25 protein-coding genes and 5 tRNA genes are annotated in these 25,870 nt (G+C 60.2%); 23 read left to right on the top strand and 7 right to left on the bottom strand.

The genetic code is table 11. The annotated features are described in order from the left end of the window. The first annotated feature begins 34 nt into the window (after positions 1–34). On the top strand, positions 35–1,522 hold the full coding sequence (gltX, locus tag QP982_RS01785) for a glutamate--tRNA ligase (RefSeq protein ID WP_256887207.1): 1,488 nt from the start codon (positions 35–37) through the stop codon (positions 1,520–1,522). Here gltX and QP982_RS01790 read toward each other — a convergent pair. After that, a complete protein-coding gene (locus tag QP982_RS01790; RefSeq protein ID WP_241482129.1) occupies positions 1,506–2,915 on the bottom strand; it encodes a hypothetical protein in 1,410 nt (469 codons plus the stop codon). The two genes, gltX and QP982_RS01790, sit on opposite strands and share 17 nt — an antisense overlap. Positions 2,916–3,187: 272 nt before the next feature. On the opposite strand from QP982_RS01790, the gene QP982_RS01795 reads away from it, so the two are divergent. The 9 genes from QP982_RS01795 to QP982_RS01835 all read left to right on the top strand — a co-directional run bounded on the left by QP982_RS01795 (position 3,188) and on the right by QP982_RS01835 (position 7,498). Continuing rightward, positions 3,188–3,259 (top strand) — tRNA-Gln (locus QP982_RS01795). A 49-nt stretch (positions 3,260–3,308) separates the two neighbouring features. Continuing rightward, positions 3,309–3,381 (top strand) — tRNA-Glu (locus QP982_RS01800). 30 nt (positions 3,382–3,411) lie between these two features. After that, positions 3,412–3,483: transfer RNA gene (locus QP982_RS01805), tRNA-Gln, on the top strand. Positions 3,484–3,522: 39 nt separating this feature from the next. After that, positions 3,523–3,595 (top strand) — tRNA-Glu (locus QP982_RS01810). A 76-nt stretch (positions 3,596–3,671) separates the two neighbouring features. After that, positions 3,672–4,451 (top strand): tRNA threonylcarbamoyladenosine dehydratase, encoded by a 780-nt coding sequence (locus tag QP982_RS01815; protein WP_048735404.1) that lies wholly within the window; start codon positions 3,672–3,674, stop codon positions 4,449–4,451. Continuing rightward, entirely contained in the window at positions 4,448–5,233 is a 786-nt protein-coding gene (locus QP982_RS01820; RefSeq protein WP_284870126.1) for a TatD family hydrolase, read from the top strand. The genes QP982_RS01815 and QP982_RS01820 overlap by 4 nt, the downstream gene beginning before the upstream one ends. An 83-nt stretch (positions 5,234–5,316) precedes the next feature. After that, a tRNA-Glu gene (locus tag QP982_RS01825) sits at positions 5,317–5,389 on the top strand. A 110-nt stretch (positions 5,390–5,499) separates the two neighbouring features. Continuing rightward, positions 5,500–6,456 (top strand): lactate/malate family dehydrogenase, encoded by a 957-nt coding sequence (locus tag QP982_RS01830; protein ID WP_048735408.1) that lies wholly within the window; start codon positions 5,500–5,502, stop codon positions 6,454–6,456. Positions 6,457–6,526: 70 nt separating this feature from the next. After that, on the top strand, positions 6,527–7,498 hold the full coding sequence (locus QP982_RS01835; protein WP_284870127.1) for an acyltransferase family protein: 972 nt from the start codon (positions 6,527–6,529) through the stop codon (positions 7,496–7,498). 131 nt (positions 7,499–7,629) lie between these two features. Here the strand turns inward: QP982_RS01835 and QP982_RS01840 are convergent, their stop codons facing one another. Together QP982_RS01840 and QP982_RS01845 are read right to left on the bottom strand one after the other, a co-directional pair. Continuing rightward, on the bottom strand, positions 7,630–8,055 hold the full coding sequence (locus QP982_RS01840) for a carboxymuconolactone decarboxylase family protein (RefSeq protein ID WP_070546713.1): 426 nt from the start codon (positions 8,053–8,055) through the stop codon (positions 7,630–7,632). Beyond that, on the bottom strand, positions 8,039–8,941 hold the full coding sequence (locus QP982_RS01845) for a LysR family transcriptional regulator (RefSeq protein WP_284870128.1): 903 nt from the start codon (positions 8,939–8,941) through the stop codon (positions 8,039–8,041). Before QP982_RS01845 ends, QP982_RS01840 begins: the two co-directional genes overlap by 17 nt. Positions 8,942–9,010: 69 nt before the next feature. Here QP982_RS01845 and QP982_RS01850 point away from each other — a divergent pair, with 69 nt between their 5' ends. Then, on the top strand, positions 9,011–9,934 hold the full coding sequence (locus QP982_RS01850) for a TDT family transporter (protein ID WP_224433164.1): 924 nt from the start codon (positions 9,011–9,013) through the stop codon (positions 9,932–9,934). Here the strand turns inward: QP982_RS01850 and QP982_RS01855 are convergent, their stop codons facing one another. Next, on the bottom strand, positions 9,935–11,125 hold the full coding sequence (locus QP982_RS01855) for an MFS transporter (RefSeq protein ID WP_049189543.1): 1,191 nt from the start codon (positions 11,123–11,125) through the stop codon (positions 9,935–9,937). It abuts the gene before it with no gap. Further along, entirely contained in the window at positions 11,125–11,850 is a 726-nt protein-coding gene (locus QP982_RS01860; protein WP_049171587.1) for an IclR family transcriptional regulator, read from the bottom strand. The genes QP982_RS01855 and QP982_RS01860 overlap by 1 nt, the downstream gene beginning before the upstream one ends. Before the next feature lie 65 nt (positions 11,851–11,915). Here QP982_RS01860 and leuC point away from each other — a divergent pair, with 65 nt between their 5' ends. Together leuC and leuD are read left to right on the top strand one after the other, a co-directional pair. After that, positions 11,916–13,343: a 3-isopropylmalate dehydratase large subunit gene (leuC, locus tag QP982_RS01865; RefSeq protein ID WP_049189542.1), complete on the top strand. Its 1,428-nt coding sequence runs from the start codon at positions 11,916–11,918 to the stop codon at positions 13,341–13,343. 62 nt (positions 13,344–13,405) lie between these two features. Further along, positions 13,406–13,996 carry a 3-isopropylmalate dehydratase small subunit gene (leuD, locus tag QP982_RS01870; protein WP_049189541.1) on the top strand — a complete coding sequence of 197 codons (591 nt, stop codon included), beginning with the start codon at positions 13,406–13,408 and terminating at the stop codon, positions 13,994–13,996. A 17-nt stretch (positions 13,997–14,013) separates the two neighbouring features. Here leuD and QP982_RS01875 read toward each other — a convergent pair whose 3' ends face one another. Beyond that, positions 14,014–14,994, bottom strand: a complete 981-nt coding sequence (locus QP982_RS01875; RefSeq protein ID WP_172954645.1) for an NUDIX hydrolase — start codon at positions 14,992–14,994, stop codon at positions 14,014–14,016. 112 nt (positions 14,995–15,106) lie between these two features. On the opposite strand from QP982_RS01875, the gene QP982_RS01880 reads away from it, so the two are divergent. Beyond that, positions 15,107–16,105 (top strand): NAD(P)H-dependent glycerol-3-phosphate dehydrogenase, encoded by a 999-nt coding sequence (locus tag QP982_RS01880; protein ID WP_016422532.1) that lies wholly within the window; start codon positions 15,107–15,109, stop codon positions 16,103–16,105. A gap of 35 nt (positions 16,106–16,140) precedes the next feature. Then, the gene (locus QP982_RS01885) at positions 16,141–17,244 is read left to right on the top strand and encodes a D-alanine--D-alanine ligase family protein (protein ID WP_284870129.1); all 1,104 of its coding nucleotides are present in this window, start codon (positions 16,141–16,143) and stop codon (positions 17,242–17,244) included. Between the two features lie 10 nt (positions 17,245–17,254). On the opposite strand, the gene QP982_RS01890 is transcribed toward QP982_RS01885, so the two are convergent. Continuing rightward, complete coding sequence (locus QP982_RS01890) at positions 17,255–18,235, bottom strand: DUF3515 domain-containing protein (protein ID WP_284870130.1); 981 nt, start codon at positions 18,233–18,235, stop codon at positions 17,255–17,257. A 111-nt stretch (positions 18,236–18,346) separates the two neighbouring features. Between QP982_RS01890 and QP982_RS01895 the strand changes: the two genes are divergently transcribed. The 8 genes from QP982_RS01895 to QP982_RS01930 are packed head-to-tail and all read left to right on the top strand — an operon-like array spanning position 18,347 to position 25,849. Beyond that, complete coding sequence (locus QP982_RS01895) at positions 18,347–19,303, top strand: thiamine-phosphate kinase (protein WP_049189538.1); 957 nt, start codon at positions 18,347–18,349, stop codon at positions 19,301–19,303. Positions 19,304–19,340: 37 nt separating this feature from the next. After that, positions 19,341–20,006 (top strand): uracil-DNA glycosylase, encoded by a 666-nt coding sequence (locus QP982_RS01900; RefSeq protein WP_048735462.1) that lies wholly within the window; start codon positions 19,341–19,343, stop codon positions 20,004–20,006. Positions 20,007–20,012: 6 nt separating this feature from the next. After that, entirely contained in the window at positions 20,013–21,539 is a 1,527-nt protein-coding gene (locus QP982_RS01905) for a DAK2 domain-containing protein (protein ID WP_049189537.1), read from the top strand. 4 nt (positions 21,540–21,543) lie between these two features. Beyond that, positions 21,544–23,694, top strand: a complete 2,151-nt coding sequence (locus QP982_RS01910; protein WP_070439655.1) for an ATP-dependent DNA helicase RecG — start codon at positions 21,544–21,546, stop codon at positions 23,692–23,694. Between the two features lie 24 nt (positions 23,695–23,718). Next, positions 23,719–23,991, top strand: a complete 273-nt coding sequence (locus QP982_RS01915; RefSeq protein WP_070439653.1) for an acyl-CoA carboxylase biotin carboxyl carrier protein subunit — start codon at positions 23,719–23,721, stop codon at positions 23,989–23,991. After that, positions 23,992–24,558, top strand: a complete 567-nt coding sequence (gene rsmD / locus QP982_RS01920; RefSeq protein ID WP_284870132.1) for a 16S rRNA (guanine(966)-N(2))-methyltransferase RsmD — start codon at positions 23,992–23,994, stop codon at positions 24,556–24,558. Positions 24,559–24,603: 45 nt separating this feature from the next. Continuing rightward, the gene (gene coaD / locus QP982_RS01925) at positions 24,604–25,077 is read left to right on the top strand and encodes a pantetheine-phosphate adenylyltransferase (protein ID WP_070546696.1); all 474 of its coding nucleotides are present in this window, start codon (positions 24,604–24,606) and stop codon (positions 25,075–25,077) included. Between the two features lie 10 nt (positions 25,078–25,087). Next, the gene (locus QP982_RS01930) at positions 25,088–25,849 is read left to right on the top strand and encodes an SPFH domain-containing protein (protein ID WP_049171555.1); all 762 of its coding nucleotides are present in this window, start codon (positions 25,088–25,090) and stop codon (positions 25,847–25,849) included. Positions 25,850–25,870 lie beyond the last annotated feature (21 nt).

Below are 25,870 nucleotides of genomic sequence, written 5' to 3' on the forward strand. Positions count from 1 at the left end.
CCTGCAGGTGGGAGGGCGGGTATCGTGGGAAAGCATGTCAGATGTTCGCGTACGCTTTTGCCCGTCGCCAACCGGTACCCCGCACGTTGGCCTCATCCGCACCGCCCTGTTCAACTGGGCATATGCCCGTCACACTGGTGGCAAGCTGGTCTTCCGCATCGAAGATACCGATGCCGCTCGCGACTCCGAAGAGTCCTATCAGGCAATCATCGAGGCCCTGAATTGGCTCGGTATTGACTGGGACGAGGGCATCGATGTCGGCGGTCCGCACGGCCCGTACCGCCAGTCGCAGCGCAAGGACATCTACGCCGATGTGTTGCAGCGCCTCATTGACGCTGGTGAAGCTTACGAGGCCTTTTCCACCGCTGAAGAGGTTGAGGAGCGCCACAAGGCCGCCGGCCGTGACCCGAAGCTGGGCTACGACAACTACGACCGCAACCTGACCGAGGAGCAGAAGGAAGCCTTCCGTGCAGAGGGTCGCAAGCCGGTGATCCGCCTGCGCATGCCGGACGAGGACATTGTCTTCGATGACCTCGTTCGCGGTCGTATCGAGTTCAAGGCCGGCCTGGTTCCGGACTTCGTTATTGCCCGCTCCAACGGTGAACCGCTCTACACCCTGGTTAACCCGGTTGATGACGCTCTGATGGAGATCACTCACGTCCTGCGTGGTGAGGATCTGCTGCCATCGACCCCGCGCCAGATCGCTCTCTACGAGTCGCTGAAGCGCATCGGTGTCGCCAAGTTCACCCCGGAGTTCGGTCACCTGCCGTTCGTTATGGGCGAGGGTAATAAGAAGCTGTCCAAGCGTGACCCGCAGTCCAATCTCTTCATCCACCGCGATAACGGTTTCATCCGCGAGGGTCTGCTGAACTACCTGGCACTGCTGGGGTGGTCTATGGACGGCGACCAGGACATCTTCACGATGGACGAGATGGTTAAGGCCTTCGATATCCACGATGTGCTGTCCAACCCGGCTCGCTTCGATCAGAAGAAGGCCGACGCTATCAACGCGGACCACATCCGCATGCTCGATCCGAAGGACTTCGAGCAGCGTCTGCGCACGTACCTGGAAAGCCACTTTGACTTCCCGGCCGACTACCCGGCGGATAAGTTCGCTTTCCTGGCAACGCTGCTGCAGACCCGTGTGAAGACGCTTTCCGACGCCTGGGACCTCTCGAAGTTCCTGGTTGTGGAAGAGGACGAGTTCACCTTCGATGAGCGCTCGGCACGCCGTAACTTCAAGGAAGACGCCGTCGCTGTCCTGGAGGCCTCCATTGCAGCTGTGGAGCCGCTCAGCGAAGAGGACTTCGTCACCGAGAAGCTTGAAACTGCACTTCAGAAGGCCCTCATCGAGGACCTGGAGCTGAAGCCACGCAAGGCTTTTGGCCCGGTGCGCGTGGCCGTGACTGGTGCGCAGGTATCGCCGCCGCTGTTCGAGTCCATGGAGCTGCTTGGTCGCAGCCGCAGCCTGGGCCGACTGCGCAAGGCGCTCGAGGTCACTCCTTTTACTGCTGCTCAGTAAAGAGCGCGAGCTGGGCTGAGCGAAGCAGGTTCGTGTAAGAGCCCGCTTCCTTGCCCACCTTCTGCGGGTCGCGGTTCAGCATATTCATGGAGGTTTCGCGGTAATCCTTGACCAGCGACCCCATGTGGTTGTTGAAGAAATCGTGCCAGTCGGTTCCCCAGTGGACCGTGCCGTCCTCGTTTCGCTTGAGCAGTGCGGCAAAGGCGTACACGAGCGGGTAGATGAACCCGTCCGGAATCGCGTAGCCGATGGGCTGGCGGTAGAACTTCGAGTACTTCTGTGGAGTCTTGCCGGTCCGCGGATTCTTCTTATTGGCCTTGTCAACAGCATCAATGCCGCCGAATTTACCGCCGCTCTTGTTGTAGAGATCGGGTAGCTCTGCGTTGATGCGCTCGAAAATATCGATGAAGTCACGCGTGAGGTTCAATGCGCTGCGGACCTTCTCGTTGTAGAGAACGACCTCTTCGGTGCGCTCATTGATGCTTTCAGTGCTGGGCTTAGTGACCTCCGGTGAGCTCATGACATCCTCGAAGCGGTCAAGCAGCTTGGCCTTGCCGGAGTAGAGGCTGGTGGGGGTCGGTGCTTCAATCTGCTTCCCGTCGGCATCCTTCGGCAGGTCAATACAAGACAGCGGAATCCACGCCATAGCGATGACATCGCCCACCTTTAGTCGACCAGTATCGTTGGTGCGCCACTGCACGTTGTCGCTAATTCCCTGAGGCAGGGCATGCTTCAGATCGTCAAAGTAGCCGGCGCGATTGAGCTTTGCTTCCGCCTTGAGCTCCGCATTGTTGTTGCGGGCGGCACAGATATCGAGCAGTGCATCGGAGAAGTCCTGCACAGTGTCCTCGTCCCGAGCGCCGGGCACGAGTACCTCTACCGGAACACGGGCATCGAGCTCGGTGAGGCTTTCGTCGGCAAGCAATTCCTCAATTTCTTCCGTACGCTCCGACCAGACCTCCTTCATTTCGGACCACGTCTTGATTTTGCGGCTAGGTGGTGGAGTGAGCTTGCCCAGAACGAACAGTGCGATAGCCAGCGAGTTGTGACCGCCGTCGAGGATGCCTTCGATGCGACGGTTGCTGAAGGTGAAGCGGTAGAGATTGTCTTCACTGGTGAACTGAGTGGAGGCCAGGAGCACACCCTTGGATTTGTAGGCGAAGAGCTCCGGTGTGGTGTCGATGGTTTCCATGATGGCATCGGTGATGCGGCCGGTGCGGGACACGCGTGGGTTGGCGTCGAGGTTAAGGGCCGAGATGATTTTCGCGAACTGACGGATAGTGACAGTGCCGATGACACGACCGATGGTGCCGTTCATTTGCTCCGTGATGTCGGAGAACTCCAGCTCGAGCGTGATGGGGGCGGTTGTTGCCGTCGTTGTTGGGGAAGTCATGGTGCCTGCCTTTCAGGTCTGGTTTTTTGGTGTGTGTCGGCTGTTTGCCAGCCGCTTCACCACGAAGTGTCTCCTGAAGGGCGGATCAGCTTTGAGCTGCGATCGAATGGGCTTTCGATCTGGGACTGCGTTAGTTATATGCACTGCATTAGTTATGCGCACTGCTGAGGTGGGCTGTGGGGAACTCGCGAATTTAAACGAGCCTTTGACCAGGTGATTTGCTCTTGTTAGCGCGAATTGGCTATATTATTCCTCGTTGCGTTCAGCAGCGATGGCCTATGGTGTAATTGGCAACACTACGGTTTCTGGTACCGTCATTCTAGGTTCGAGTCCTGGTAGGCCAGCAGTGAAGAAGTTCATTGTTGAATGTATTCACTAACTGCAAAGTTCTAAGCCCCGTTCGTCTAGCGGCCTAGGACGCCGCCCTCTCACGGCGGTAACACGGGTTCAAATCCCGTACGGGGTACAAAGACAGCGTGAAAGCGCCAGTCTTTATTGGCCTATGGTGTAATTGGCAACACTACGGTTTCTGGTACCGTCATTCTAGGTTCGAGTCCTGGTAGGCCAGCGGAATTCGCTCACTCAGTTGGGTTGGATTCAGTTCTAAGCCCCGTTCGTCTAGCGGCCTAGGACGCCGCCCTCTCACGGCGGTAACACGGGTTCAAATCCCGTACGGGGTACAAAGTTACTCCCCAGTCAGTCGGCTGGGGAGTTTTTGTTTTTTAAGAATCGAGGCGACTATGACCAGGGGCGACTATGACCAGTGAACGTTTCGCACGACTGAAGCTTCTCCTAGGGGAGGAGGGGCTAGAAACGTTAGCTGAATCTACCGTCATGGTTGTCGGACTCGGAGGCGTGGGGTCGAGTTGTGCCGAAGCTCTTGCCCGAGGCGGCGTGGGCAACCTCATCTTGATCGACGGTGATGTCGTGGAGCCGAGCAATCTCAACCGTCAGGCGCTGGCTTTTGTCTCCACGATTGGCCGGGTCAAAGCCGAGGTCATGGAGGCGATGGTTGCCGATATCAACCCGGATTGTACGACCTATGCCCGCCAGATTTTTCTCACACGCGAAAACCTGGCGGAGACCTTCGAGCAGTTCCCGCGTCCGGATTACATCATCGACGCTATCGACGATGTCACCGGCAAGATTGAGATCGCGCAGTGGTGCGCGGAAAATCGTGTCCACCTCATTTCCGCTATGGGCGGCGGAAATAAGCTCGACCCAGCTCGGCTGACCTTCTCGAAAATCAATAAGACAAAGGTCTGTCCGCTGGCGAAGGTCGTCCGTCAGGTGTGTATCCGCCGACGCATTCGCGGTCTTGAGGTGCTGTACTCATCCGAAGAGCCAGTGAGAATTGCGGACAAGGGCAGCGGTACCAAGGCGGAAACCCTCGGTACCATGAGCTACATACCGCCAATCATGGGGCAGATGCTGGCCGGAAAGGTCATTCGCCGTCTGCTCGGGTTCGAGGAAACCCCGCTGGCCCCGCGCATCGGCGGTCCGGCCGACGAAAACCAGCCACCAACGGAAAAATGATGCGGCTCATCGATACCCACTTTCACTACGATTTCCTGCCACCGGCTTCGCGCGAGTGCTTCAAAGCCGATATTGCGCAGGAAGGCGTGGAGATCATCGCGCAGACAGTCCGCCCCTCCGGATTTGTCGAGCTAGAGCGCGAAAATCTCCCCATGGCCGCAGTCGGCTATCACCCGTGGTATACCGACGGCAACTACGAGCGCGAGCTTGAGATATTTCGCGAGGCCCTTCCACACACCCGTTTCGTCGGTGAGATTGGCTTGGACTTCGCGCCCCGCAGGCTTGACGACGTTCCCGCCGAGACTCAAATCCATGTCCTCACCGGCATCCTCGATGCTGTCCAAGCTTCGAGCCAGCCGCATATCCTGTCCATTCACACAGTCCGCAGCGCCGATACGGTGCTTGATCTGCTGGAACCACGCTTGGACTCCGGCAAAGGGGTAGGGCTCGGTCAGAATCTCGTGCCCATCTTTCACCGTTTCGGTGGCACCAACGATGAGCTGACCAGGCTTATCCGAGCCGGTGGCTACATCTCCGTCAATCCGCTCATGTTGCGGACCAAACGCGGACGGGCCTATGTGTCGCAGGTGCCCGTCGATAGGCTTTTGCTGGAAACTGACCTTCCGCGCGAGCCCGGAAGCGGTGATGCGGCGGAGGCGGTCTCTGCCGAGGTCATCGCCGCGTTGCGGGACACTGTCGCCGAAGTTGCGACTTTGCGAAGAATGGATGAAGCGGAGCTTAAAAACGCATTGGCAGAAAATGCGGAAACACTTGGAATTTAGTGCTTTGACCTGGTGATTTGCAGTTACTATCCACGTCTAGTGTATTGTTTAACAAGTCCGCAGCGCGCGGATGAAAGTTCTAAGCCCCGTTCGTCTAGCGGCCTAGGACGCCGCCCTCTCACGGCGGTAACACGGGTTCAAATCCCGTACGGGGTACAAAGATATATAGAGACAAGAGCCTTCACTCGTAATCGAGTGGAGGCTCTTGTCTTGCTGCTCACCCCTCCACCGCGGCACTGGATTTCCACAGTCCTAGTATCGAAACTATGAAACACTCAAAACTCGTTTGTATTGGTCTCGGTCACGTCGGTTCGTATGTTCTGACATATGCCATGGAATCCGGGCTGTTCGCTGAGATTGCCACTATTGACGCAGCACCAGGCGTCGCGCATGGCGAGGCTCTGGACCAATCCCAGTCCACTGGTGTTCCCGGCACGGACTATGTCAATGTGCATGCTGGCGACTACAGCGATTGTGCTGACGCAGATATGATTATCGTCGCTGCTGGTGCGTCCATTCTCCCGGACCCGGACGACCCGGATTCCCGTCCGGACCGTGCCGGATTGGCCAAGCTCAGCGGGGAGGTGGTTCGCGATGTCATGCCGGGAATCGTGAAGCATACGCGCGATGCGATCGTCCTCTTTATTACTAATCCACTCGATGCGGTGGTGCACTTGGCACATACCGAGTTCGACTACCCCGCGGAAAAGCTCTTTGGTACCGGCACCATGCTGGACTCGGCTCGACTGCGCTGGGTGGTGGCCAAGCAGCTCGGCATCGACCCGAAGTCAGTCACTGGCTACATGATGGGTGAGCACGGGCTTACGGCTGTCCCAATTTTGTCCACACTCAATGTTCAAGGTGTGAGGTGGGCAGAACTGGAAAAATGGCATGGCACGCCGCTGCCTTCACCGCAAGAAATTCAAGATGCCGTGGTCGGGGCAGCTTACGATGTTCTCAATGCCAAGGGCTGGACTAATGCCGGTGTTGCACGCTCCGCTTTGGAAATTGCCCGTGCGGTGATGCTGGATCAAAACAGCGTCCACCCGGTGTGTACACGCTTGGATGGTGAATACGGGTTGCCGGATGTCTCGCTGTCGATGCCTGCGGTGATTGGCCGAGGTGGAATCATTCGCCGTATGCCGCCACAGCTAAACAGCTGGGAGCTGGAGCGGTTGCGTGAATCTGCTCAGTACATTTTGAGCACCGTCGAGAATATGTAGAAGAAATTATGTAGATTCCACTTTTGCCGAAATAACACGGGGAAGTACTTTGCGCTCCTAAAATATTGGCATGAATTCGGCCAAGTCCACCTACGTTCCGGAGCTGACCAGCATCCGAGCCATCGGCGCGTTCGGCGTCCTGCTCACGCATGCCGCGTTTTGGACGGGCAATTACACCGGCGATTGGTGGGGGCGCCTCAACGGTCGATTCGAAATTGGCGTCACCATCTTCTTCGTGCTCAGTGCGGTTCTGCTCACAGGGCGCTGGCTCGGTTCGCCTGACGACGTCCCCGCGAACCGACCGGACTTGCGGAAGTATTTCACCAGCCGTGCGAAGAGAGTCCTGCCGGCCTACTGGATTGTGGTTACTGCGGCATTCCTCATTCATGCCGCAGATGACCCGCCACCATCGGGTGGGGGTTTGCAGGGCTGGTTGCGCACGATGTCGTTTACCCAGACGCTCCAATTCGGCTGGATTCACCCGGGCTTGCCGCAGATGTGGTCGATGGTGGTGGAAGTCGGCTTCTACTTGGTATTGCCGCTGGTGGGGCTTGGCATCTGGACGATCACAAAGGGGCGGCTGCGGCCTGGTCCAACGTTGGCCATCATTATTGGTTTTGGCCTTATTGGACCGGTCTGGACTGTGCTGTCGCATCAGGAAGGGCTGCTGCCGGTAGTGGCACGGCTGTGGCCGATGGCGTATTTCGACTGGTTCGCCATCGGAATGCTGCTGGCTTACGGGCGAAAAGTTGGCTGGCGCGTCAATTTGGCGGCCAGCTGGCTGATAGCGCTAGTCCTGTTTTTCCTATCCACAACCACCCACGTGGGGCCAGCAACCTTGGTGCCGGATGATGTCGACCAGGCGTTGTGGAAGACCACGCTGTATGGCCTGTCCGCTGGTGCATTCGTGGCCCCGATTGCGCTGGGTACGGAGGTCAGGTGGCTTCGTCATCCAGCCATGATTTGGTTGGGAGAGGTCTCATACGAGTTCTTCCTCGTCCACGTGCTGGTCATGGACTGGGTGATGACGTTGATGGGCTAGCAGACCTTCCAAGGCTCGATGTTGGCAGTGGCAATCGTCACCGCTGCCTTTGCCCTGCCGCTGTCGTGGCTGCTGCGCCGCATCACTGATGTGCTTACGCGGCGACCGGGGCCTGCGAGCCCGTGGGCTACCTACCGATCGTCGTCGTCAAGCGGTCCGAGCTCAGCAACGAGCACTTCCTGCGCGACCTTCATCGCGGACAGTGCGGCCGGTGCGCCGCAGTAGCCGGAAGCGTGGACGATGGCTTCGGTGATCTCGGTGCGGGTCAGGCCGTTGGCGAGGGCACCCTTGATGTGGCCGCGCAATTCTTCGGTGGCGCGCAGAGCGACGAGCATTCCAATGTTGAGCAGGGAGCGATCACGCTTGGCCAGTCCTTCACGGCTCCAGACGGAGCCCCAGACGGTGGCGGTGATGTGCTTCTGCAGGGTCTCTCCGTCGGAGCCGGCGTTGCGAGAGAGGGCGGCATCGACGAATTCGTCGCCCATCACCTCGCGGCGAATTTGGATGCCGGCATCATAGCGGTCAGAGGAAAAGAGTTCATCATTGGGATTGCTCATGCTTGCTAAGTATAGGACTTGCAATGCGGATAAATTCCGAAATGTCCCCACTAGCTTCACTGCCGCGACGCATAACTACGCTGAGATTGCGAGTAAAACGGGTGCGGGTGGGGACGATGACGATGCGCCCGAGCGTTACCTGATCGCGAATTGCGCCGCGGGCGATGATTGTTGGCGCTGCCAGCGCAATCATGCCAGCACGCTGTGCCGAAAGGGAACCAAATTCTCCCGCGGGTTCGGCGAGATTCCCCAGTGTATCTTCCACGACCTTTCTACTGCCGGAACCGGGTTCGCGAATAACCAGCGGGGTAGTGCGCAGTTCCGCGATGAATATCTCGGCCCGCTCAGTCCACGGATGCCCCGTCGGCACAGCGAGGACCAGCTCATCGGTGCCGATGATCCGCTCTTCGAGGTCGTGTCGACCAGCCTCGCCCTCTACCAGGCCGAAGTCCACCGCACTGTTGGCCACTAGTTGCCGCACCTCACGGGAGTTTGCCTGCACCATTGACAGTTTGACTGCGGGATGTTGCCGGTGGAACTCGGCGGCCCAGCCGGGGTAGTAGAGCTCAGCGACAGTATTGGACACCGCAAGGGTGAGGTGGCGGGGAACATCGTCGGAACGCAAGCTGGCGGCAATGCCCGAAAACCTGTGGCAGGCGGCGAGGAGGTCTGGGAGTGCGTCGATAAGCACTTGCCCGTTTTCCGTGGGAGATACGCCGTAGGGGGAGCGTTCGAAGACGGTGATTCCCAGCGCTTTTTCCGCCCGCGCGATGCGTGCGGACATGGTCTGCTGATTGATGCCTAGCTCACGCGCGGCCTTGGAGATCGAGCCTGCACGGGCGGCGGTGAGAAGTGCTTCGAGTTCGGCCACAGCGGAGGGGTACATGCATTTATGGTACCCCTCACAGAGTTTGGTGATAGCTGTAGCTGTGGCAAGAACAAATACGGTATGAGCATGACCAACTCTTCTCGCCGTGATGTGCTGGCACCCGCCGGGCCCGCGTGGGCAGGATCTCTGATGGGTACGTCCATCTTCGCCACACTTGCGCACATCCATGAGGTGCCGGTGATTCCGGAGCTTCTTCTAGTCATGGCGGTGGGCATTCTCGGCTTTATGGTGGTCGGCTGGCTGCGCCTTCGAAACCCGCCTTTCCACTCGAAGCTGATGGCGCCGTGGGGCATGCTCTCGATGGGCATCATGGCTCTCGGTAGTGCTGCGACTGCGCTAGCTAGTAACTCATCGTGGCAGCTGATGTCCTGGTGGATCGGTGCGCCGCTGGCAATCTACGTCAGCCTTCGCCAACTGCGAGGATTCGAAGGCGAACCAACTTTTCAGTGGGGCCTCGCGCTAGTCGCCCCGATGGTGGCGGCGACAAGTGGCGCACAGCTGAGCGTTGACTACGGCACGTTCTATCACGTCTGCGCACAAATACTCTTTTGGATGGCGCTGATTACGGTTCTGCCGGTTTTCGTACGCTGCTACGTCGCGCTGTTCTCTGGCGCCATGCGCATCCCCGATTCCATCGCCGGTACTGCCTGGATTCCGCTCGGGCTGGTCGGTCAGTCCACGGCCGCTGCGCAGCTGCTTTTCAACCGAACCTCCGCTGTCGCTTACGGCACCGCTGTGCTCATTGTCGGTGTCTTCCTCGCCGCCATCGCTTTACGACGATTCACCCGCGCCGTAATCAGTTGGGCCGGATACAGCCCTGGTTGGTGGGGTGCAACCTTCCCCGTGGGCACTCTGAGTCTTGGTACGCACAGCCTGGGTGACATTACCGGCGTGCAGTGGCTATACGTGGCCAGCGCTGGGCTGCTGTGTTTGCTGGCTGTGCACTGGTGCGCGTGCGTGGCTCGATTTGTTTGGTGGGCGCGGAGCTAGCTAGTCAAGCTCGACCCGCACCCGCCCGTTGCGGTTCTGGTCTTCTCGTGGCGCAATACCCAGCGCGGCGGCGGGGAACAGAGCCGTGACGGCAAACAGCGCGGGGAAGCCCGCAGCGGCCACAATCGCACCCGAAACCGGAGGCGTTGCAGCGTAGATAATGTTCTGGAACGTGTTCTGCGTACCCATAGCGCGTCCGGACCAGAAGGGGCCTGCGTATTCAGCAACTGCGGTGAAGGCGAGTCCATTCGGGCTGACCACAGCAACGGCCAGTGCGCAGACCAGCAAAGTTCCAAGCGTGCGCCAATCAGCCCAGCTGGCAATCATCATTGCGACAGCCAAAACAAAGGTCGCACCCGAGACCCAGCGGTAGGGACGGATGCGAGATCGCACTCGGTCAGAGACCACACCCATCAGTGCTCGCGATCCGGCACCGAGCAGCTGCGAGACCATCACAATTGTGCCCGCCGTGCCATCGGAGTACCCCACAGACAGCAACCACACCAGAATGTAGGCACCCATCATCGACTGCGGCCAGGACAGCAGCGCCGAGGCGATGTGGATGCGCACGAGGTACTTGCCGTCCCGGTAGGGGCTGGCCGTGACGGTGGGGTTCGAGGCATCAGGGCGAGGGGGATTCTTCACGCCTATCAGTACAAGCAACGCCAGCACGGCGCACAGGATTGCGGGCATCGCGAGTGCGACTCCGATGCTGTAATTCTGCGCGAGAGGGTGCAGGGTTACCGCTGATAGTGCAGCGCCGAGGGGCTGAGCCATTTGGCGAATGCCCATCGCAGTGCCGCGCTGATGCGGTGGGTACCAGCCCGACACCACGCGGCCGGATGCCGAATTCACGCTCGCCGCCGCACACCCGGCGAGAAAGAGCGTGGCCCCGAGCAGAGCCGGGCTTGACGACGAAGCTAGCGCCGCAAGCCCCGTCGTTAAGGCAGTAGAGGTCAGGCCGGCGAACAGAGCTGCGCGTTCGCCATAGCGGTCGACAAACCAGCCCCAGGCGATGAGCGTGAAGACAATACCGGCCGCCGGCATTGCTGCGACGAGGCCGGCGGCGGAGAGGCTTAAGCCGTTTTCCTGTAGGGATGGGATGAGAAAAGGCACACCCATGTGAACGACGGACGAACCGACCGCCGCGAACATGGACAGAAGAAGGACAAGGTGACGGTAAGCGGGCATTACAGTCGGGAGCTCATCTCTTCAGCGGCGCCGAGAACCTTTGCGCCCCAGCATTCGTAGGGCGACGGAGTCATGCGCTCCACGGGGCCGGAGACGGATAGGACTGCAATCATGCGCTGGTTGCTGTCGAAAACCGGGGCGGAGACGGAGGCAAGTGCGGGGTCGCGCTCACCCATGGACTCGGACCAGCCGAGACGTCGGCAGTCGTCGAGGTCCTGTTGGTTGAAGTCGGCGTCGGGAAGCATTCGCTCAGCGAGGTTGGCCGGGCCAAAGGCCAGGAGAACACGTGCGGCGGAGCCGGCGGTTAGCGGCATGCGAGAGCCAACTGGCACGGTGTTGCGCAGTCCGGTGGCGGGCTCCATGGAGGCAATACAGGTGCGGGTATCGCCGGTGAGACGGTAGAGCTGCACGGACTCTCCGGTTACCTCTACTAGCTTCGGCAGGATGTGCGCTGCGGCGTCGGCAAGCAGGTCGGTTGTGACAGGCGTGATCTCGGTGAGGCCGGGGCCCGTCGTCCAGCGGCCGTCCGGAGTGCGGGTGACAAGGCGGTGTACTTCCAACGCCGTGGCCAGCCGATGGGCGGTGGCGCGGGGCAGGCCGGTGTCGTCACAGAGCTCGGCGAGGGTGCGTGGAGTTTCTGCAACAGACTTGAGAATGAGTACCGAACGGTCGAGAACCTTAATGCCACTTAGAGCTGGCGTCTCGGATGTGCTAATCTGTCCCATGCCATGATATTAACATCTCATTCCTTGAGATAAAAGAGATATATCCGGAAGGCGGCTCACCCACTATGCGCACCACGGACACCAGCCCGAAGACTCTGGCCGAGAAAGTCTGGCATGACCACGTAGTCAAGCAAGGCGACAACGGCGAACCAGATCTGATTTATATCGATCTGCACCTCGTCCACGAGGTTACCTCGCCGCAGGCTTTTGATGGCCTCCGTCTGGCAGGGCGCAAGGTACGCCGCCCGGATTTGACCATCGCAACCGAGGACCACAACGTTCCGACCACTGTCGCCGGCGGCAAAATCAATCTGATTGAGGAGCCGACCTCTCGTACCCAGATTGCCACACTGCGCAAGAACGCCGAGGAGTTCGGTATCCGCCTGCATCCGATGGGCGACCGCGAACAGGGTATCGTGCACGTCGTCGGCCCACAGCTGGGCCTGACTCAGCCGGGCACCACCGTCGTCTGTGGTGACTCGCATACCGCAACCCACGGTGCTTTCGGTGCTATGGCCTTCGGTATCGGTACCTCGGAGGTTGAGCACGTTCTGGCTACCCAGACCCTGCCGCTGAAGCCTTTCAAGACCATGGCGGTCAACGTCACCGGCGAACTGCAGGATGGTGTTACCGCCAAGGATTTGATTCTGGCGATTATCGCCAAGATTGGCACCGGCGGTGGTCAGGGCCACGTTATTGAGTACCGCGGCGAGGCCATCGAGAAGCTGTCGATGGAAGCCCGCATGACCATTTGCAACATGTCCATCGAAGCCGGTGCCCGTGCCGGCATGATTGCTCCGGACGAGACCACCTTCGAATACCTGAAGGACCGCCCGCACGCGCCGCAGGGCGAGCAGTGGGACGAGGCAGTCGAATACTGGAAGTCCCTGGTTACTGACGAGGACGCGAAGTTCGACAAGGTCGTTGAAATCGACGGTTCCGCGCTGACTCCATTCGTTACCTGGGGTACTAACCCTGGCCAGGGCGTGCCGCTGGGGGAGACCGTGCCAGATCCGGAGTTCATCGCTGAGGACTCCGACCGCATCGCGGCCGAACGCGCACTGGAGTACATGGATCTGAAGCCGGGCACCCCGATGCGCGACGTCAAGGTCGACGTGGTCTTCGTAGGTTCCTGCACCAACGGCCGCATCGAGGACATGCGCGCCGTCGCCGACGTGCTGAAGGACCGCAAGGTTGCCGACGGCGTCCAGATGCTCATCGTGCCGGGCTCCGCAAAGGTCCGTGCGCAGGCTGAGGAAGAGGGACTGGGCAAGATCTTCGAAGAGGCAGGCGCCGAATGGCGTATGCCGGGCTGCTCCATGTGCCTGGGCATGAACCCGGATCAGCTGACCCCGGGCCAGCGTTGCGCTTCGACCTCCAACCGCAACTTCGAGGGCCGTCAGGGCAAGGGTGGTCGTACCCACCTGGTCAGCCCGGCTGTCGCCGCAGCCACTGCCGTCGCCGGTCACTTCGCAGCACCGGCTGATCTCTAACTGACTCTCACTGCCGATCTTTGTACAACAGACCCAAGCAGAACTTCTAAGGACCTTTCACTATGGAAAAGTTTGATACTCACACCGGCGTCGGCGTTCCCCTGCAGCGATCCAACGTCGACACTGACCAGATCATCCCGGCTGTCTACCTAAAGCGCGTCACCCGCACCGGATTCGAGGATGGCCTGTTCAGCAACTGGCGCAACAACGAGTCCGACTTCGTGCTCAACCGTCCGGAATACGCAAAGGGCTCCGTCCTCGTAGCAGGGCCGGACTTCGGTACCGGTTCTTCCCGCGAGCACGCCGTGTGGGCCCTGATGGACTACGGTTTCCGCGTCGTCATCTCCTCCCGCTTCGCCGATATCTTCCGTGGCAATGCCGGCAAGGCGGGGCTGCTCGCCGCACAGATGCAGCAGTCCGATGTCGAGCTGCTGTGGAAGCTGCTGGAGGCTAACCCTGGCATGGAGCTCACCGTCAACCTGGAGACCCGCACCGTCGAGGCCGGTGAGCAGGTCTTCCCGTTCGAGGTCGACGACTACACCCGCTGGCGTCTGATGGAAGGGCTTGACGACGTCTCCCTGACCCTGCGCAACGAAGCGGACATTGTGGCCTACGAGGAGAGTCGTCCGGCCCACAAGCCTAAGACGCTGTAGGTCAAAATCCTCACAAACTACTTCACCGGCAGCGCCGAGGCGTAGTAATCAGCCGTGGTCATCACACCGTCGTTGAAGCCCAGCACCCAGGCAGAGCCCTTCTTGCACAGGATTTCCTCGTCGAAGGGCAAGGTGCCCTCAGCGGACCAGGCGGCAAGCAGGTCTGGGATGGTGATGCCCTGAGAGCAGATGACGCTGACTCCGCCTAGCGCGACAATGTCTTCGAATGCCTTCTTGGACTCAACCTGGTTGGCAATCCAGTGCTCGTCGCCAAGCCGTTCGTCGACTGTGACCTGCATTCCCAGCTCTGCGGCGAGTGGCGCGACGGTGTCCTGGCAACGCACGGGCTCGGCGGAGTAGATCCGCTCGGGGCGGAAGCCTTCCAGGGCAGAGACGAGCAGTTCCGCTTGACGACGTCCCTTCTTATCCAGTGGCCGCAGTGCATCATTGCCGTTCCAGTTGGTGCGACGGTGCGCACGCCCATGGCGAACCAGAATGAGACGGGTGTCCGGTTCCTTGTTCATGCGCTTGCGGGCCTTGACCAGCACGTCGCGGTCGAGGTCGTAGGACAGCAGCTCCTCGGCTTCGTCCCAGGAGACCCAACGAAGCTCGTTGACCTCGGAGTTCTGTTCGAATTCGCCGTCTAGAACCTCAGCGGTCCAGTACCAGACCAGCTTCGTTCGTCCGGCGACAGGGTAAGAGACGTTGCCGACGAGCTTGCCCAGACGGACGCGGTAGCCGGTCTCTTCCCAGATTTCGCGGACGGCGGTGGCAATGAGGTTCTCGCCGGCGTCGAGCTTGCCTTTCGGCAGCGACCAGTCGTCGTAGGAGGGACGGTGAATCACGCAGATTTCAGGGTTGTGGACATCGCCGCGCCATAGAACCGCGCCGGCCGCGAAGGTCGGCTTGGTGACATCCTGACCTGGCTTCGTTGGAATCTGGCGCAGGCGACCGGTCACGGAGGTATCGCCCTTGAGGTCCTTGTCCTCTTCGTGCATCATCGTGAATTCCCTTTCAATCCTTTGTCGCCGACCTAGTTTAGTATCGCAGTGTGAGAACGTCTCGCTAGACTTGTTGGAGATTAGAGACTAACGGAGGAAGGTCGCGGCGATGGTGCAGGTTTCAGTGATGGGTGCGGGCTCGTGGGGCACGACGCTCGCCAAGGTTTTTGCTGATGCGGGCAATCCTGTACGGCTGTGGTCGCGACGTGCGGAGCAGGCACAGCGTATTCAGATCAGCCGCGAAAACCACGACTACCTGCCTGGTCTGGGGCTGCCGCGCAACATCGAAGCCACCTCGGATGCAGAGGCCGCGCTGAAGGGCGCGGATGTGGTGGTGCTGGGCGTGCCCTCGCAGACTTTGCGTGACAACCTCAAGGTCTGGAAGGACTTCATCGGGCCGGAGACGATTCTGCTCAGCCTTGCTAAGGGTGTGGAGCGCGAGACACATCTGCGCATGAGTGAGGTCATTGCGGAGGTCACAGACCTGCCAGCAGAGCGTATTGCGGTGCTGTCCGGCCCGAACCTCGCCCGCGAGGTTGCGATGGAGCAGCCAGCGGCAACGGTGATTGCTTGCGCCGATGAGAACAACGCCAAGATGATTCAGGCGGCAGTTGCCACTAATTACTTCCGCCCGTACACCAACACCGATGTGATCGGCTGCGAAATCGGCGGTGCCTGCAAGAACGTCATTGCGTTGGCCTGCGGTATGGCCGCTGGTCAAGGATTGGGTGAGAACACGCTGGCAACCATTATCACCCGTGGCTTGGCGGAAATCACGCGTCTGGGCGACGCGGTTGGTGCAGAAGATAAGACTTTCGCGGGATTGGCGGGCCTCGGTGACCTGGTGGCCACTTGTTCCTCGCCGCTGTCGCGTAACCGCACCTTCGGTGACCGTCTCGGTCGCGGTGACACGATGGAGCAGGCGCAGCACGCTACGCGCGGTCAGGTGGCTGAGGGTGTGATTTCTTCAATCTCGGTCCGTGACCTCGCTCGTCGCAATGGCGTGGAAATGCCAATTACTGAGGCCGTTTACGCCGTCTGCCACGAAGGCGCGAAGGTCGATGAGACAATTCGCAAGCTGATGGGGCGAAGCCGCAAGTCGGAGTAACCACTTCAACGAGGTCGGGGCTAAACTAAGTCACCATGACTTCGTCGAATAGCTCGTCTGCAGATCGCATTTCCGTCGCCGTCATCTACGGTGGCGCAAGCCCTGAGCACAGCGTCTCCTGTGTCTCGGCCGGCGCAATTATGGATCACCTGGATGAGGACCGCTTCCGAGTGGTTCCCATTGGTATTACCAAGGATGGTGTCTGGACCGTCGGGACGCGTGAGACGGATACGCTGCGCACGCAGGGGCGTACGATGCCTGAGGTCATCCCGGGCGAGGAGGTTGCGCTGAGCACCTCGCCGTCACGCCGCGGTGAATTCCGCTTCGTCACCGGTGATCGCGCCGGCGAGGTTTTCGACACCGTCGACGTTATCTTCCCGGTCCTCCACGGTCCGCACGGCGAGGACGGCACGATTCAGGGGCTCTTTGAGCTTTCCGGCATTGCTTATGTCGGCCCGGGCGTGCTCGCTTCCGCGGCGGGTATGGATAAGGAACGCACGAAGAATCTCCTGCAGGCAGCGGGGCTTCCTATCGGCAAGCAGGTCGTTTTGCACGCTGGCGAGTCGCTTTCCGACGAGGACAAGGAGACCCTTGGCCTGCCGGTGTTCGTCAAACCTGCCCGTGGCGGATCGTCGATTGGTATCTCCCGCGTCGATGATTGGGCGAATCTGGATGCGGCGGTAGAGCTGGCCCGCGAGCATGACTGGAAGGTCATCGTAGAGGCCGGCGTAGACGGTGCCGAGGTGGAGATTGGCGTGTTGCAGCGCGCTGACGGCAGCCTGCAGGTATCAGTTCCGTCCTTGCTTCGCGGCACGGAGGACTCCGACGAGGGCTTCTACGGTTTTGAAACCAAGTACTTGGATGACATCGTTTCGGCGCAGATTCCGGCAGAGCTGCCAGAGGATGTTTTGAAGGCGCTGGACACGGATGCCCGTCGGGCGTTCCGGGCACTGGGCTCTGATGGGCTGACTCGCGTGGACTTCTTTGTCACGGATAATGGCCCGATTATCAATGAGGTCAACACCATGCCGGGCTTTACCCCGATTTCGATGTACCCGCAGATGTTTGCGGCTTCAGGTGTTGCCTACGAGGAGCTGCTCAGCGCCCTGGTTGAGCGGGCGCTGGTAGCTCGTCGATAGAATCTGGTTCTTACTTTTCTTCGCTCGGCGAGATGTTCTCCAGATTGTCAGCGATGACCGAGGAGAGCACCGGCATCAGTGAGCTGGCCTCCGACATCGGCATTTCAACGGCGACGAAGCGCTCCCGGCCCATGGCGTACCAGGTGGCCGAGGTACCGGAGGAAAGCGATGGCTCGTTGAACCAGACAATGTCGCCAACCTGCGTCAGCTGCTGCGTGGTAGTGCTGTAGCCAGCCGGCTCGTCGACTCCGCAGCGCAGCACCACTGGATCGGCTGGGGTTCCGCCCCAAATGACCATGTCCTTCGGCATGTCAGCCGGCATTTCCTCTGCGCTCAGACGGTGACGGTTGCCAAGCTCGCGGGGGAGGGCAGCCTCCAAGCCGCTGCAGCGCTTATCAGCTTCCGGAGCTGCCAGTTCTACCAGTGGGACGCCGCCGCGCTCCGGCTTGTTCTTGTACTCGGAGTCCGGGCGCAGCGCCTCGGCGAGGTCACTCAGGGCATCCTCCGCCTCTGCATTTCCTTCGGCGGTAATCGCAACAACCGGTTCGCGCCCGACGGTGAACCAAGTCGCCAAAGACTCGTCGGTACTGTCGACCACGCGCAGCCACGAAATGCCCTTGACCTCTTCGGTCTTAGCCAGTTCGTTGTACTGGCTAGGTACGTTCGCGCCACAGCGCAGCGTGATGCGGTCTTGTTCCAAGTTTCGGTACACAGCGGCGCCTTCTGGAGCCGGCTCTGCAATGTCGGCGCGAACCAGACCTGCGGCGCGATCTGGCAGTCGGTCGAGCAGTTCCGCACACTCGGGCGAGTCATTGGCGGGAAGCTCCGGATTGGAAATCGCGACTGGCTTTGTCGCCTGATTATCCTGGTAAATCTTTGCGGCAAAAATAATGCCGAGGATAGCGATAATGGCGATAGCGAGTGCGATGCCCGCGCGTGTCCGGCTACCCTTGGACTGAACTGTTTCTCCCGATGGGGGTGCGTCTACCATGGGCCTGATTCTACGTTGTCCGGTACCAACTCCAATTGGTTGGGGGCAATACCGAGACGGGTTCCGCTATTAACGGTTAACCATCGACTATTAGGAATGTGACTCGACACTGTGACTGAATTGACCATTGGCGATATTGGCGAGTTTGGGGTCATTGAGGCCATCCGGGCTATCGCCCCGTCGGCACGCAATGGCGACGATGCCGCCGTCTTGACGCAGACAACCCCCAACGCCCGTTTTGTCACTTCCACCGACATGCTGGTGGAAGGGCGCCACTTCCGCCTGGACTGGTCGACACCTCAGCAAGTTGGAGCTAAGGCCGCAGTACAGAATTTCGCCGATATCGAATCGATGGGTGCGCGTCCAACGGCCATGCTTTTCGCCATCTCAGCACCGTTGCATACTCCGGTGAGTGTGGTCACCGGTATCGCCGAGGGATTGTGGCAGGAAGGCAAGCAATGTCCGGCGGAACTCGTCGGTGGTGACATGGTCAGCGGAGATTCTCTGGTGATTTCCATCAGTGCGATGGGCGAACTCGGTGGGCTTGGGCGGCCGCTGCTGCGCTCAGCAGCACGCGCGGGGGATACGGTGATTGCGTCGGGACGCATCGGCTACTCTGCTGCGGGCCTTGCGCTGCTGCAGCACTGCGGAAGCCCGGCAAAAATTCCAAGCGAGTTTGCGCAGCTGGTGGCCGCACACTGTACGCCCGAATTTGAATATCGCAGGGGTGCTACGGCGCGAGCCACAGGTGTGCGTTCACTGACGGACAATTCCGATGGACTGGTCGTGGATCTCCGCGCTATTGCGCAGGCCTCCAGGGTTACTTTGGAAGTTGACAGCAGTGCCATTGCGCCCGATGAGTTGCAGATTGCCGCTGGTGAATACCTGGGCATCGACCCGTGGGAGTGGGTGCTCACCGGCGGGGAGGACCACACACTGATCGGTTCGACGCCGGGGGAGCCTCCGACGGGGTTCCGCGCTATCGGCACGGTGTCGAAGGAAAAGTTCGATTCGGTGCTTATCGACGGCCAACCTCCTGCCCGCGATGCCGGTTGGGTTTCCTTTTAAGAGTTCGAAGAGGTTTTGAGAAGAAAGGCTGCATGACATGGATCCGTTGCCGGTCGAAGAAGGGTGGCAGAAGGCGCTGGAGCCAGTGGCCGATGACATCCACCGGATGGGGCAGTTCCTGCGCGAGGAGAACGCGGCCGGCTACGGTTACCTGCCCGCGGGCACCGATGTGCTGCGCGCCTTTACTTATCCATTCGATGAGGTCAAGGTGCTCATTATCGGTCAGGACCCGTACCCGACCCCGGGGCATGCGATGGGGCTTAGCTTCTCGGTCCAGCCGGATGTGAAGCCGGTACCGCGGTCGTTGGCGAATATTTTTAAGGAGTATTCCTCCGACCTGGGGCTCCCGACTCCCTCCAACGGTGACCTCACTCCGTGGAGTAGGCAGGGCGTAGCTCTGTTCAACCGTGTGTTGACCGTACGTCCGGGTGCTGCTGCCTCGCACCGCGGTAAGGGCTGGGAGGCAATCACGGAGCATGCCATCAAAGCATTGGTCGCCCGTGATCAGCCTCTCGTGGCCATTCTGTGGGGACGCGACGCGCAGAGTTTGCAGCGTTGGCTCCCCGGCGTGGACTGCATCTGTTCGCCGCACCCGTCACCGCTGTCGGCATCCCGTGGGTTCTTTGGGTCGCGTCCGTTCAGCCGGGCCAATGAGTCGCTGATTCGTCAGGGAGCTACCCCTATCGACTGGACGCTAGAATAGGAATTCATGTCTTTGCAGATTGGTTCTGCCGCCATCGTCGGCTGGGTTGCCCGGGGGATTGACGCGCTTCAATCCCGCCGCGATGAGATCAACAGTCTCAATGTCTTCCCAGTACCGGATTCCGATACCGGGTCGAATATGCTCGCGACGTTGAGTTCGGCCTATGAGGAAGCGCAAAAGGCTGACGCTTCCGATGTTCGCGCAGTCACCGCGGCCCTAGCTGCCGGTGCAGTGCGCGGTGCCCGCGGTAATTCGGGCACTGTGCTCTCGCAGGTTTTTCGCGCGGTGGCTGAGGCTGCCTCCGGTAGTGGCATTGGCGTTGAGTCGGTACAACACTCGCTAAAGCTAGCTGTGCAACATGTTTCCCAAGCGATTGCCAATCCGGTGGAGGGCACGATTCTGACAGTCCTGCGGCACGCCGCGATTGCCGCGGAGGAATTTGAGGGCGACTCGATTGAGGAGCTCGCCGACACGATCGCGGATGCCGCTCGCGATGCGCTGGCGAAAACCCCCAGCCAGCTCCCGGCACTGCAGCAGGCGGGCGTGGTCGACGCCGGCGGCGCGGGGTTGGTCATTCTGCTCGACGCGCTTGCCGACGAAGTCAGCGGCCGCGCAGCCGCACCGGTCGATTTGCATGTCGACGCGCCACACGTAGCCACCGTTGAGATGGAGGTCATGTACCTGATTTCCTTGGCGGATACCCAGGCGGTGGAAGCGCTGCGAGAGCGGTTGAACCCGCTGGGCAATTCGCTCATCATCGCAGGTGATGCTGGTAATGCGGAGACCGCGCAGTACATGGTGCACATCCACACAGTGGAGCCGGGCGCGGTTATCGAGGCAGCACTTGACTTCGGTCGTCCGGAACGCATCCGTATCGAGGTGCTCGATGAGCCGGAGACAACACCTGAGTCCACTCGCATCCTCATTGCGGTAGTGCCGGACGGTCCGCTGAATGATCTCATCACCTCCTCTGGGGCGATTGCTATCAGCCCGACCCCCGCTCCGACTCCCACATCCACTCCCACAGATCGAGCAGCCATCGCCGACCAGGAGTTCGCTGACAATGTGGTCACCAAGGCACTGACTGCCATGAGGGGCGCGGACGAGGTTATCCTGCTGCCAAATGGGCTGGTCAGCGACCAGGAATTGGCGGATATCGAATTCGCTGCTGCCGCGGCTAATCCGACGCTCGCGGTAGTGTCCACAGTCTCCATTCCGGCTGGCCTTGCTGCCTTGGCCGTGCATTCGGCTGAGCTGCCGCTGGCGGTTGCTGCGTATGCGATGGGAGAGGCTGCCAATGGCACGCGAACGGCTGTAGTCGCTGCGGACGTCGATAAGCCCCTGACTGACGCGCTCACAGAGACCATCTCAGACCTGTTGGCTGGCGGCGGGGAACTAGTGACTCTGCTGCTCGGGCGCGGAGCTGAGGGCGTGGACATAGCGCAAGTGCGGGCGCGGCTGGACAAGCCTGTGGAGGTCGTAGCCTATGATGCGACCGGCATCGATGAGCTGGTGCAGGTAGGAATCGAGTAGCGCGATGCTCGGATGGCTCGGCTCGGATTATGCGCGCACGCCCCTGAATATCGTGGTGGGGCCAAAGATTGCAAAGAAGCTGCATACGGCTTTTGGTATGGAGACCGTCTCGGATGCGCTGACGAATTTCCCGAAGCGCTACGTGGCGCAGGGTAAGAGCTTAGATGTGTCATTTTCCGACATTGGCGACACCATCACCACAGTCGTGGAGGTGCACAGCATTTCGCCAGCGCCCGCCTTCGCCGACCGACGCAAGCCACTGAAAATCTATGTCAGCGACGGCGTGCGCATTCTTCCGGCCGCGATTTTCGGTGCCGAATGGCTGCGCAATATGCTGCACCCCGGTGTGCGTCTACTCATTGTTGGCACGCTCAGCGAGTTCCGCAATGAGCTACAGCTGAAAAATGTTGATTGCATGGTGCTCAAAGCCGACGGTTCGGTAGGCGCAGCCACTGGCAAGCTGGCCACGCTGACGAAGACAGCCAAGGGGATTGCGGAGATGCAGCGGTTGCTCACGCGTCCTTACTTGCCCATTTACCGTGGCCGCAAAGGAGTAGCGGGTATTCACCTGGCTCTGTACATGCAGCGCATCCTCGAATGGTTGCCGCTGCAGCCAGACCCGTTGCCCGCCGCACCGGAGGGACTTACCGATTTCGATTCCGCGCTGCGTGGCGCACACTTTCCCTCCATCGCGGGCCCCGACATCGCGCTTGCCCGACTGAAGTACGACGAAGCGCTTGAGCTCCAGCTCGCCGTTGGTGCACGCAAGCGTACTCAAGCGAGCCTCACCGCGCCGGCCTGCATGGAAGTCGCCGGGGGACTTCGCGACGAGCTACGCCGGGGGTTGCCGTTTTCGCTTACCGACGGTCAGGTCGCGGTCGCAGCCGATATTGCGCACGATATGGCGAGGCCTAACCCAATGAACCGCCTGCTAGCAGGTGAAGTTGGCTCGGGTAAAACCGTGGTGGCCCTGCTGGGAATGCTGCAAGCAGTCGATGCCAGCAGGCAGTGCGCGATGCTGGCGCCGACGGAAGTCCTGGCCCAACAGCACTACCGATCGCTGACAGCGATGCTGGAGCAAGCCGGAGTAGCAGTGACTGTACGACTGTTGACGGGATCGATGTCGACGAAGGAGCGCCGGGCAACCCTGTTGGAGGCAGTCAACGGGGAGGCTGACATTGTCGTCGGCACGCATGCCCTGCTCAGTGAGGGCGTGGAGTTCTTCGATCTCGGGCTGGTGGTCGTCGATGAGCAGCACCGCTTTGGTGTGCGCCAGCGCGATCAGCTGCGAAGTAGGGGACGGGGTGGAATGACACCGCATCTGTTGGTGATGTCGGCAACCCCGATTCCGCGCACGGTAGCGATGACCATTTTTGGCGACCTCGCAGTTTCGCAGTTGACGGAATTGCCACGGGGACGTCAGGAAATCCAATCCTTTGTCGTACCGACGCTGGAAAAGCCGCGCTGGGAGGCACGAACCTGGGAGCGGATTGGGGAAGAAGTGGCCAAGGGCAACCGCGCCTTCATTGTCTGTCCCCGCATTACCCGCGACGAGGAACAGTTCCTCGACGAGTCCGTGGAGGCGGTGTTCGACCGAGCGAGGAAGAAACTGCCCGGTGTACGTATCAGTCAGTTGCACGGCAATATGGCACCGGAGGACAAAGACCGCGTGATGCAGGCCTTTGCCACAGGACAGCTGGATGTGCTGGTGGCCACCACAGTTATCGAAGTCGGCGTGGATGTACCAGAGGCCACGATCATGATGATTCGCCGCGCCGAGAGCTACGGCATCTCGCAGATCCACCAGCTGCGCGGTCGTGTCGGCCGTGGTGACCGTGGTGGACTGTGCTTCCTGTGTACACACACGCATTCACAGACACCAGAGCGCACCCGGCTAGATCGCATTGCCGCCACCACCGACGGCATTCAACTGGCGGAGTTGGACCTGGCCACGCGTAGTTTCGGCGATCTGCTCGGCGATGACCAATCGGGACTGGCAACAGGCCTCGGCCTGGTGGACCTCACCACCGACGGCGAGATCATCGAGCGCACCCGACACGATGCCACGGCTCTCCTCGACAGTGATGAAAGGCTTGTGGGAGAGCTTATCTCCGATATCGATGAAGAGCAGTCGAACTACTTGGACCGCTCCTAGTAAGACCAAAGTAGACTGTTGGGCATGGTAAATGTCTGTGCACCTTTTGCAGGAGTAGTCCGCTGGGAGGTCGCCGAGAAAGACTCGGTGACGACCGGTCAGGTTATTGCGGTCGTGGAGGCCGTCAAGCTAGAAGCGCCGGTTTTAGCGCCCTGCCCGGGCACGGTCGCGGAGGTGGCGGCAGATCAATTTGTGGATGTCGAAGGCGGTCAGCTGCTGGCACGAATCACGCCAGCAACTCACAGCGCCACGGCACAGCACAACGGCAACGAGAACACATCGCACGAAGGGAAGTAGATGACCCGCATTATTGCAGGTGAGGCACGCGGTCGTAGGATAGTCGCGCCTAAGGGAGAGACCACTCGGCCAACTAGTGACCGCGCGAAGGAAGCCATCTTTTCTTCCTGGTCCACACGCTTTGGGCTAGAGGGAACTCGCGTTCTCGACCTGTTTGCTGGCTCGGGTGCGCTCGGTTTGGAAGCGGCTTCTCGCGGCGCGCGTTCCGTCGTGTTGGTGGAAAACAATCCGAACGCCATTGCCGCTATTGAAAAGAACATCCGCACCGTGGGGCATCCTGATGTGGCCGTGTCTCCGATGAAAGTGTCGTCGTACCTTGCGGGCGCGCCGGGCGAGCCTTTTGACCGCGTTATTGCGGATCCGCCCTATGAGCTGGCGGGGGAGGCCGTTACAGAGATGCTGGAGGCGCTGCGCAGTTTCCTCGCGCCGGGCGCGGTCGTGACTGTGGAGCGTCACCGCGATGACGAGGAGACGCAGTGGCCCGAGGGCTACGAACAGCTCCAGCAGAAGCTGAAGCGTCGCATTCACGGTTTGGCGCGCTTCGACACCGCTATCTACAACGCTTAACGTTCTTCTTTACGCTTTACGACGGCCAAAGGTGGTTTGACCTCTATGACTCACGCATGCTGCCCCGGTTCCTACGATCCCATGACCTCTGGTCACCTCGATGTGATTGAGCGTGCCGCGCGCCAATTCGATCAATTGACCGTGTTGGTTACCCACAACCCGAATAAGCAGGGCATGTTCAACGTCGAAGAGCGCATGGACCTCATTCGGCAGTGCACGCAGCACTTGGACAATGTGCAGGTGGACTCCTGGTCGAAGCTGTTGGTTGACTACACGTCCGCGCAGGGTATTACCTGCCTGGTCAAGGGGCTGCGCTCGGCGGCGGACTACGAGTACGAGGCTCCCATGGCGCAGATGAATCGGCGCATGACGGGCATTGAGACTCTCTTTGTGGAGGCTGATCCGAAGTACGGTCATGTGTCGTCGACACTGATGAAGGAAGTTGTTCGCTACGGCGGTTCGGTGGAAGGGCTAGTTCCCGAGCCTGTCTTGCACGCCCTGCAGCGCCGACTGAAGTAGCATGTAAGTCATGTTTCGCGTCTTCGAATCTCTTGATGAACTGGTCCAGATCCTAGAAGAGGCACACGGCGTGCCACTGTCGGCCAATTGTATGGTTCCGCGTCAGCGTGTTCTCGAGTTGCTCGATGAGCTGAGGGATGCTTTCCCGGCTGAGCTCGATGACGCGCAGGACGTCTTGGATCAGCGGGATGAGATTATCAACGATGCTGAAGCCCGGGCGAACAACACCATTTCGACTGCGGATGAAGAAGCCCATCGCATTGTCGACGAGGCCGAGGCCCGCGCTAACCACACCGTCGAGGATGCCAATGCCCACGCAGCTGGCACCGTCGCGGCCGCTGAGGACGACGCCCGTCGCCTCCGCGAGGATGCTCAGCACGAGTATGACAGCATTGTGGATCGTGCTTCTGCCGAGTCCGATCGCCTGATTCACGCTGGTAACGAATCCTACGAGCGTTCCGTTGCGGAAGGCCGTGAAGAGCAGGCTCGCCTGGTCGCTGAGTCGACGGTCGTCCGCGAAGCCAATGACGAGGCGAATCGTCTGCTTTCCGACGCACACGCGGATTCCTCTCGCCTCCGTGAAGAGTGTGACCGCTACGTTGATTCCAAGCTCGCTGAGTTTGAACAGACTCTCCAGGAGACCCTGCGTAATGTCGGTCGCAATCGCTCGGTACTGCGTTCGGGAGCCGGTGCCGTCGGCGGTGGTGCAGGGGCACAGAGCGCGCCGTCTTCCTTCTCCGAGGGGCAGGAACGCCGCCGGTACGAGCGTTAGCGCATCTTCGGGGTAGACTGA

The organism is Corynebacterium sp. MSK019 (genome assembly GCF_030232425.1).
Classification (GTDB): domain Bacteria; phylum Actinomycetota; class Actinomycetes; order Mycobacteriales; family Mycobacteriaceae; genus Corynebacterium; species Corynebacterium jeikeium_D.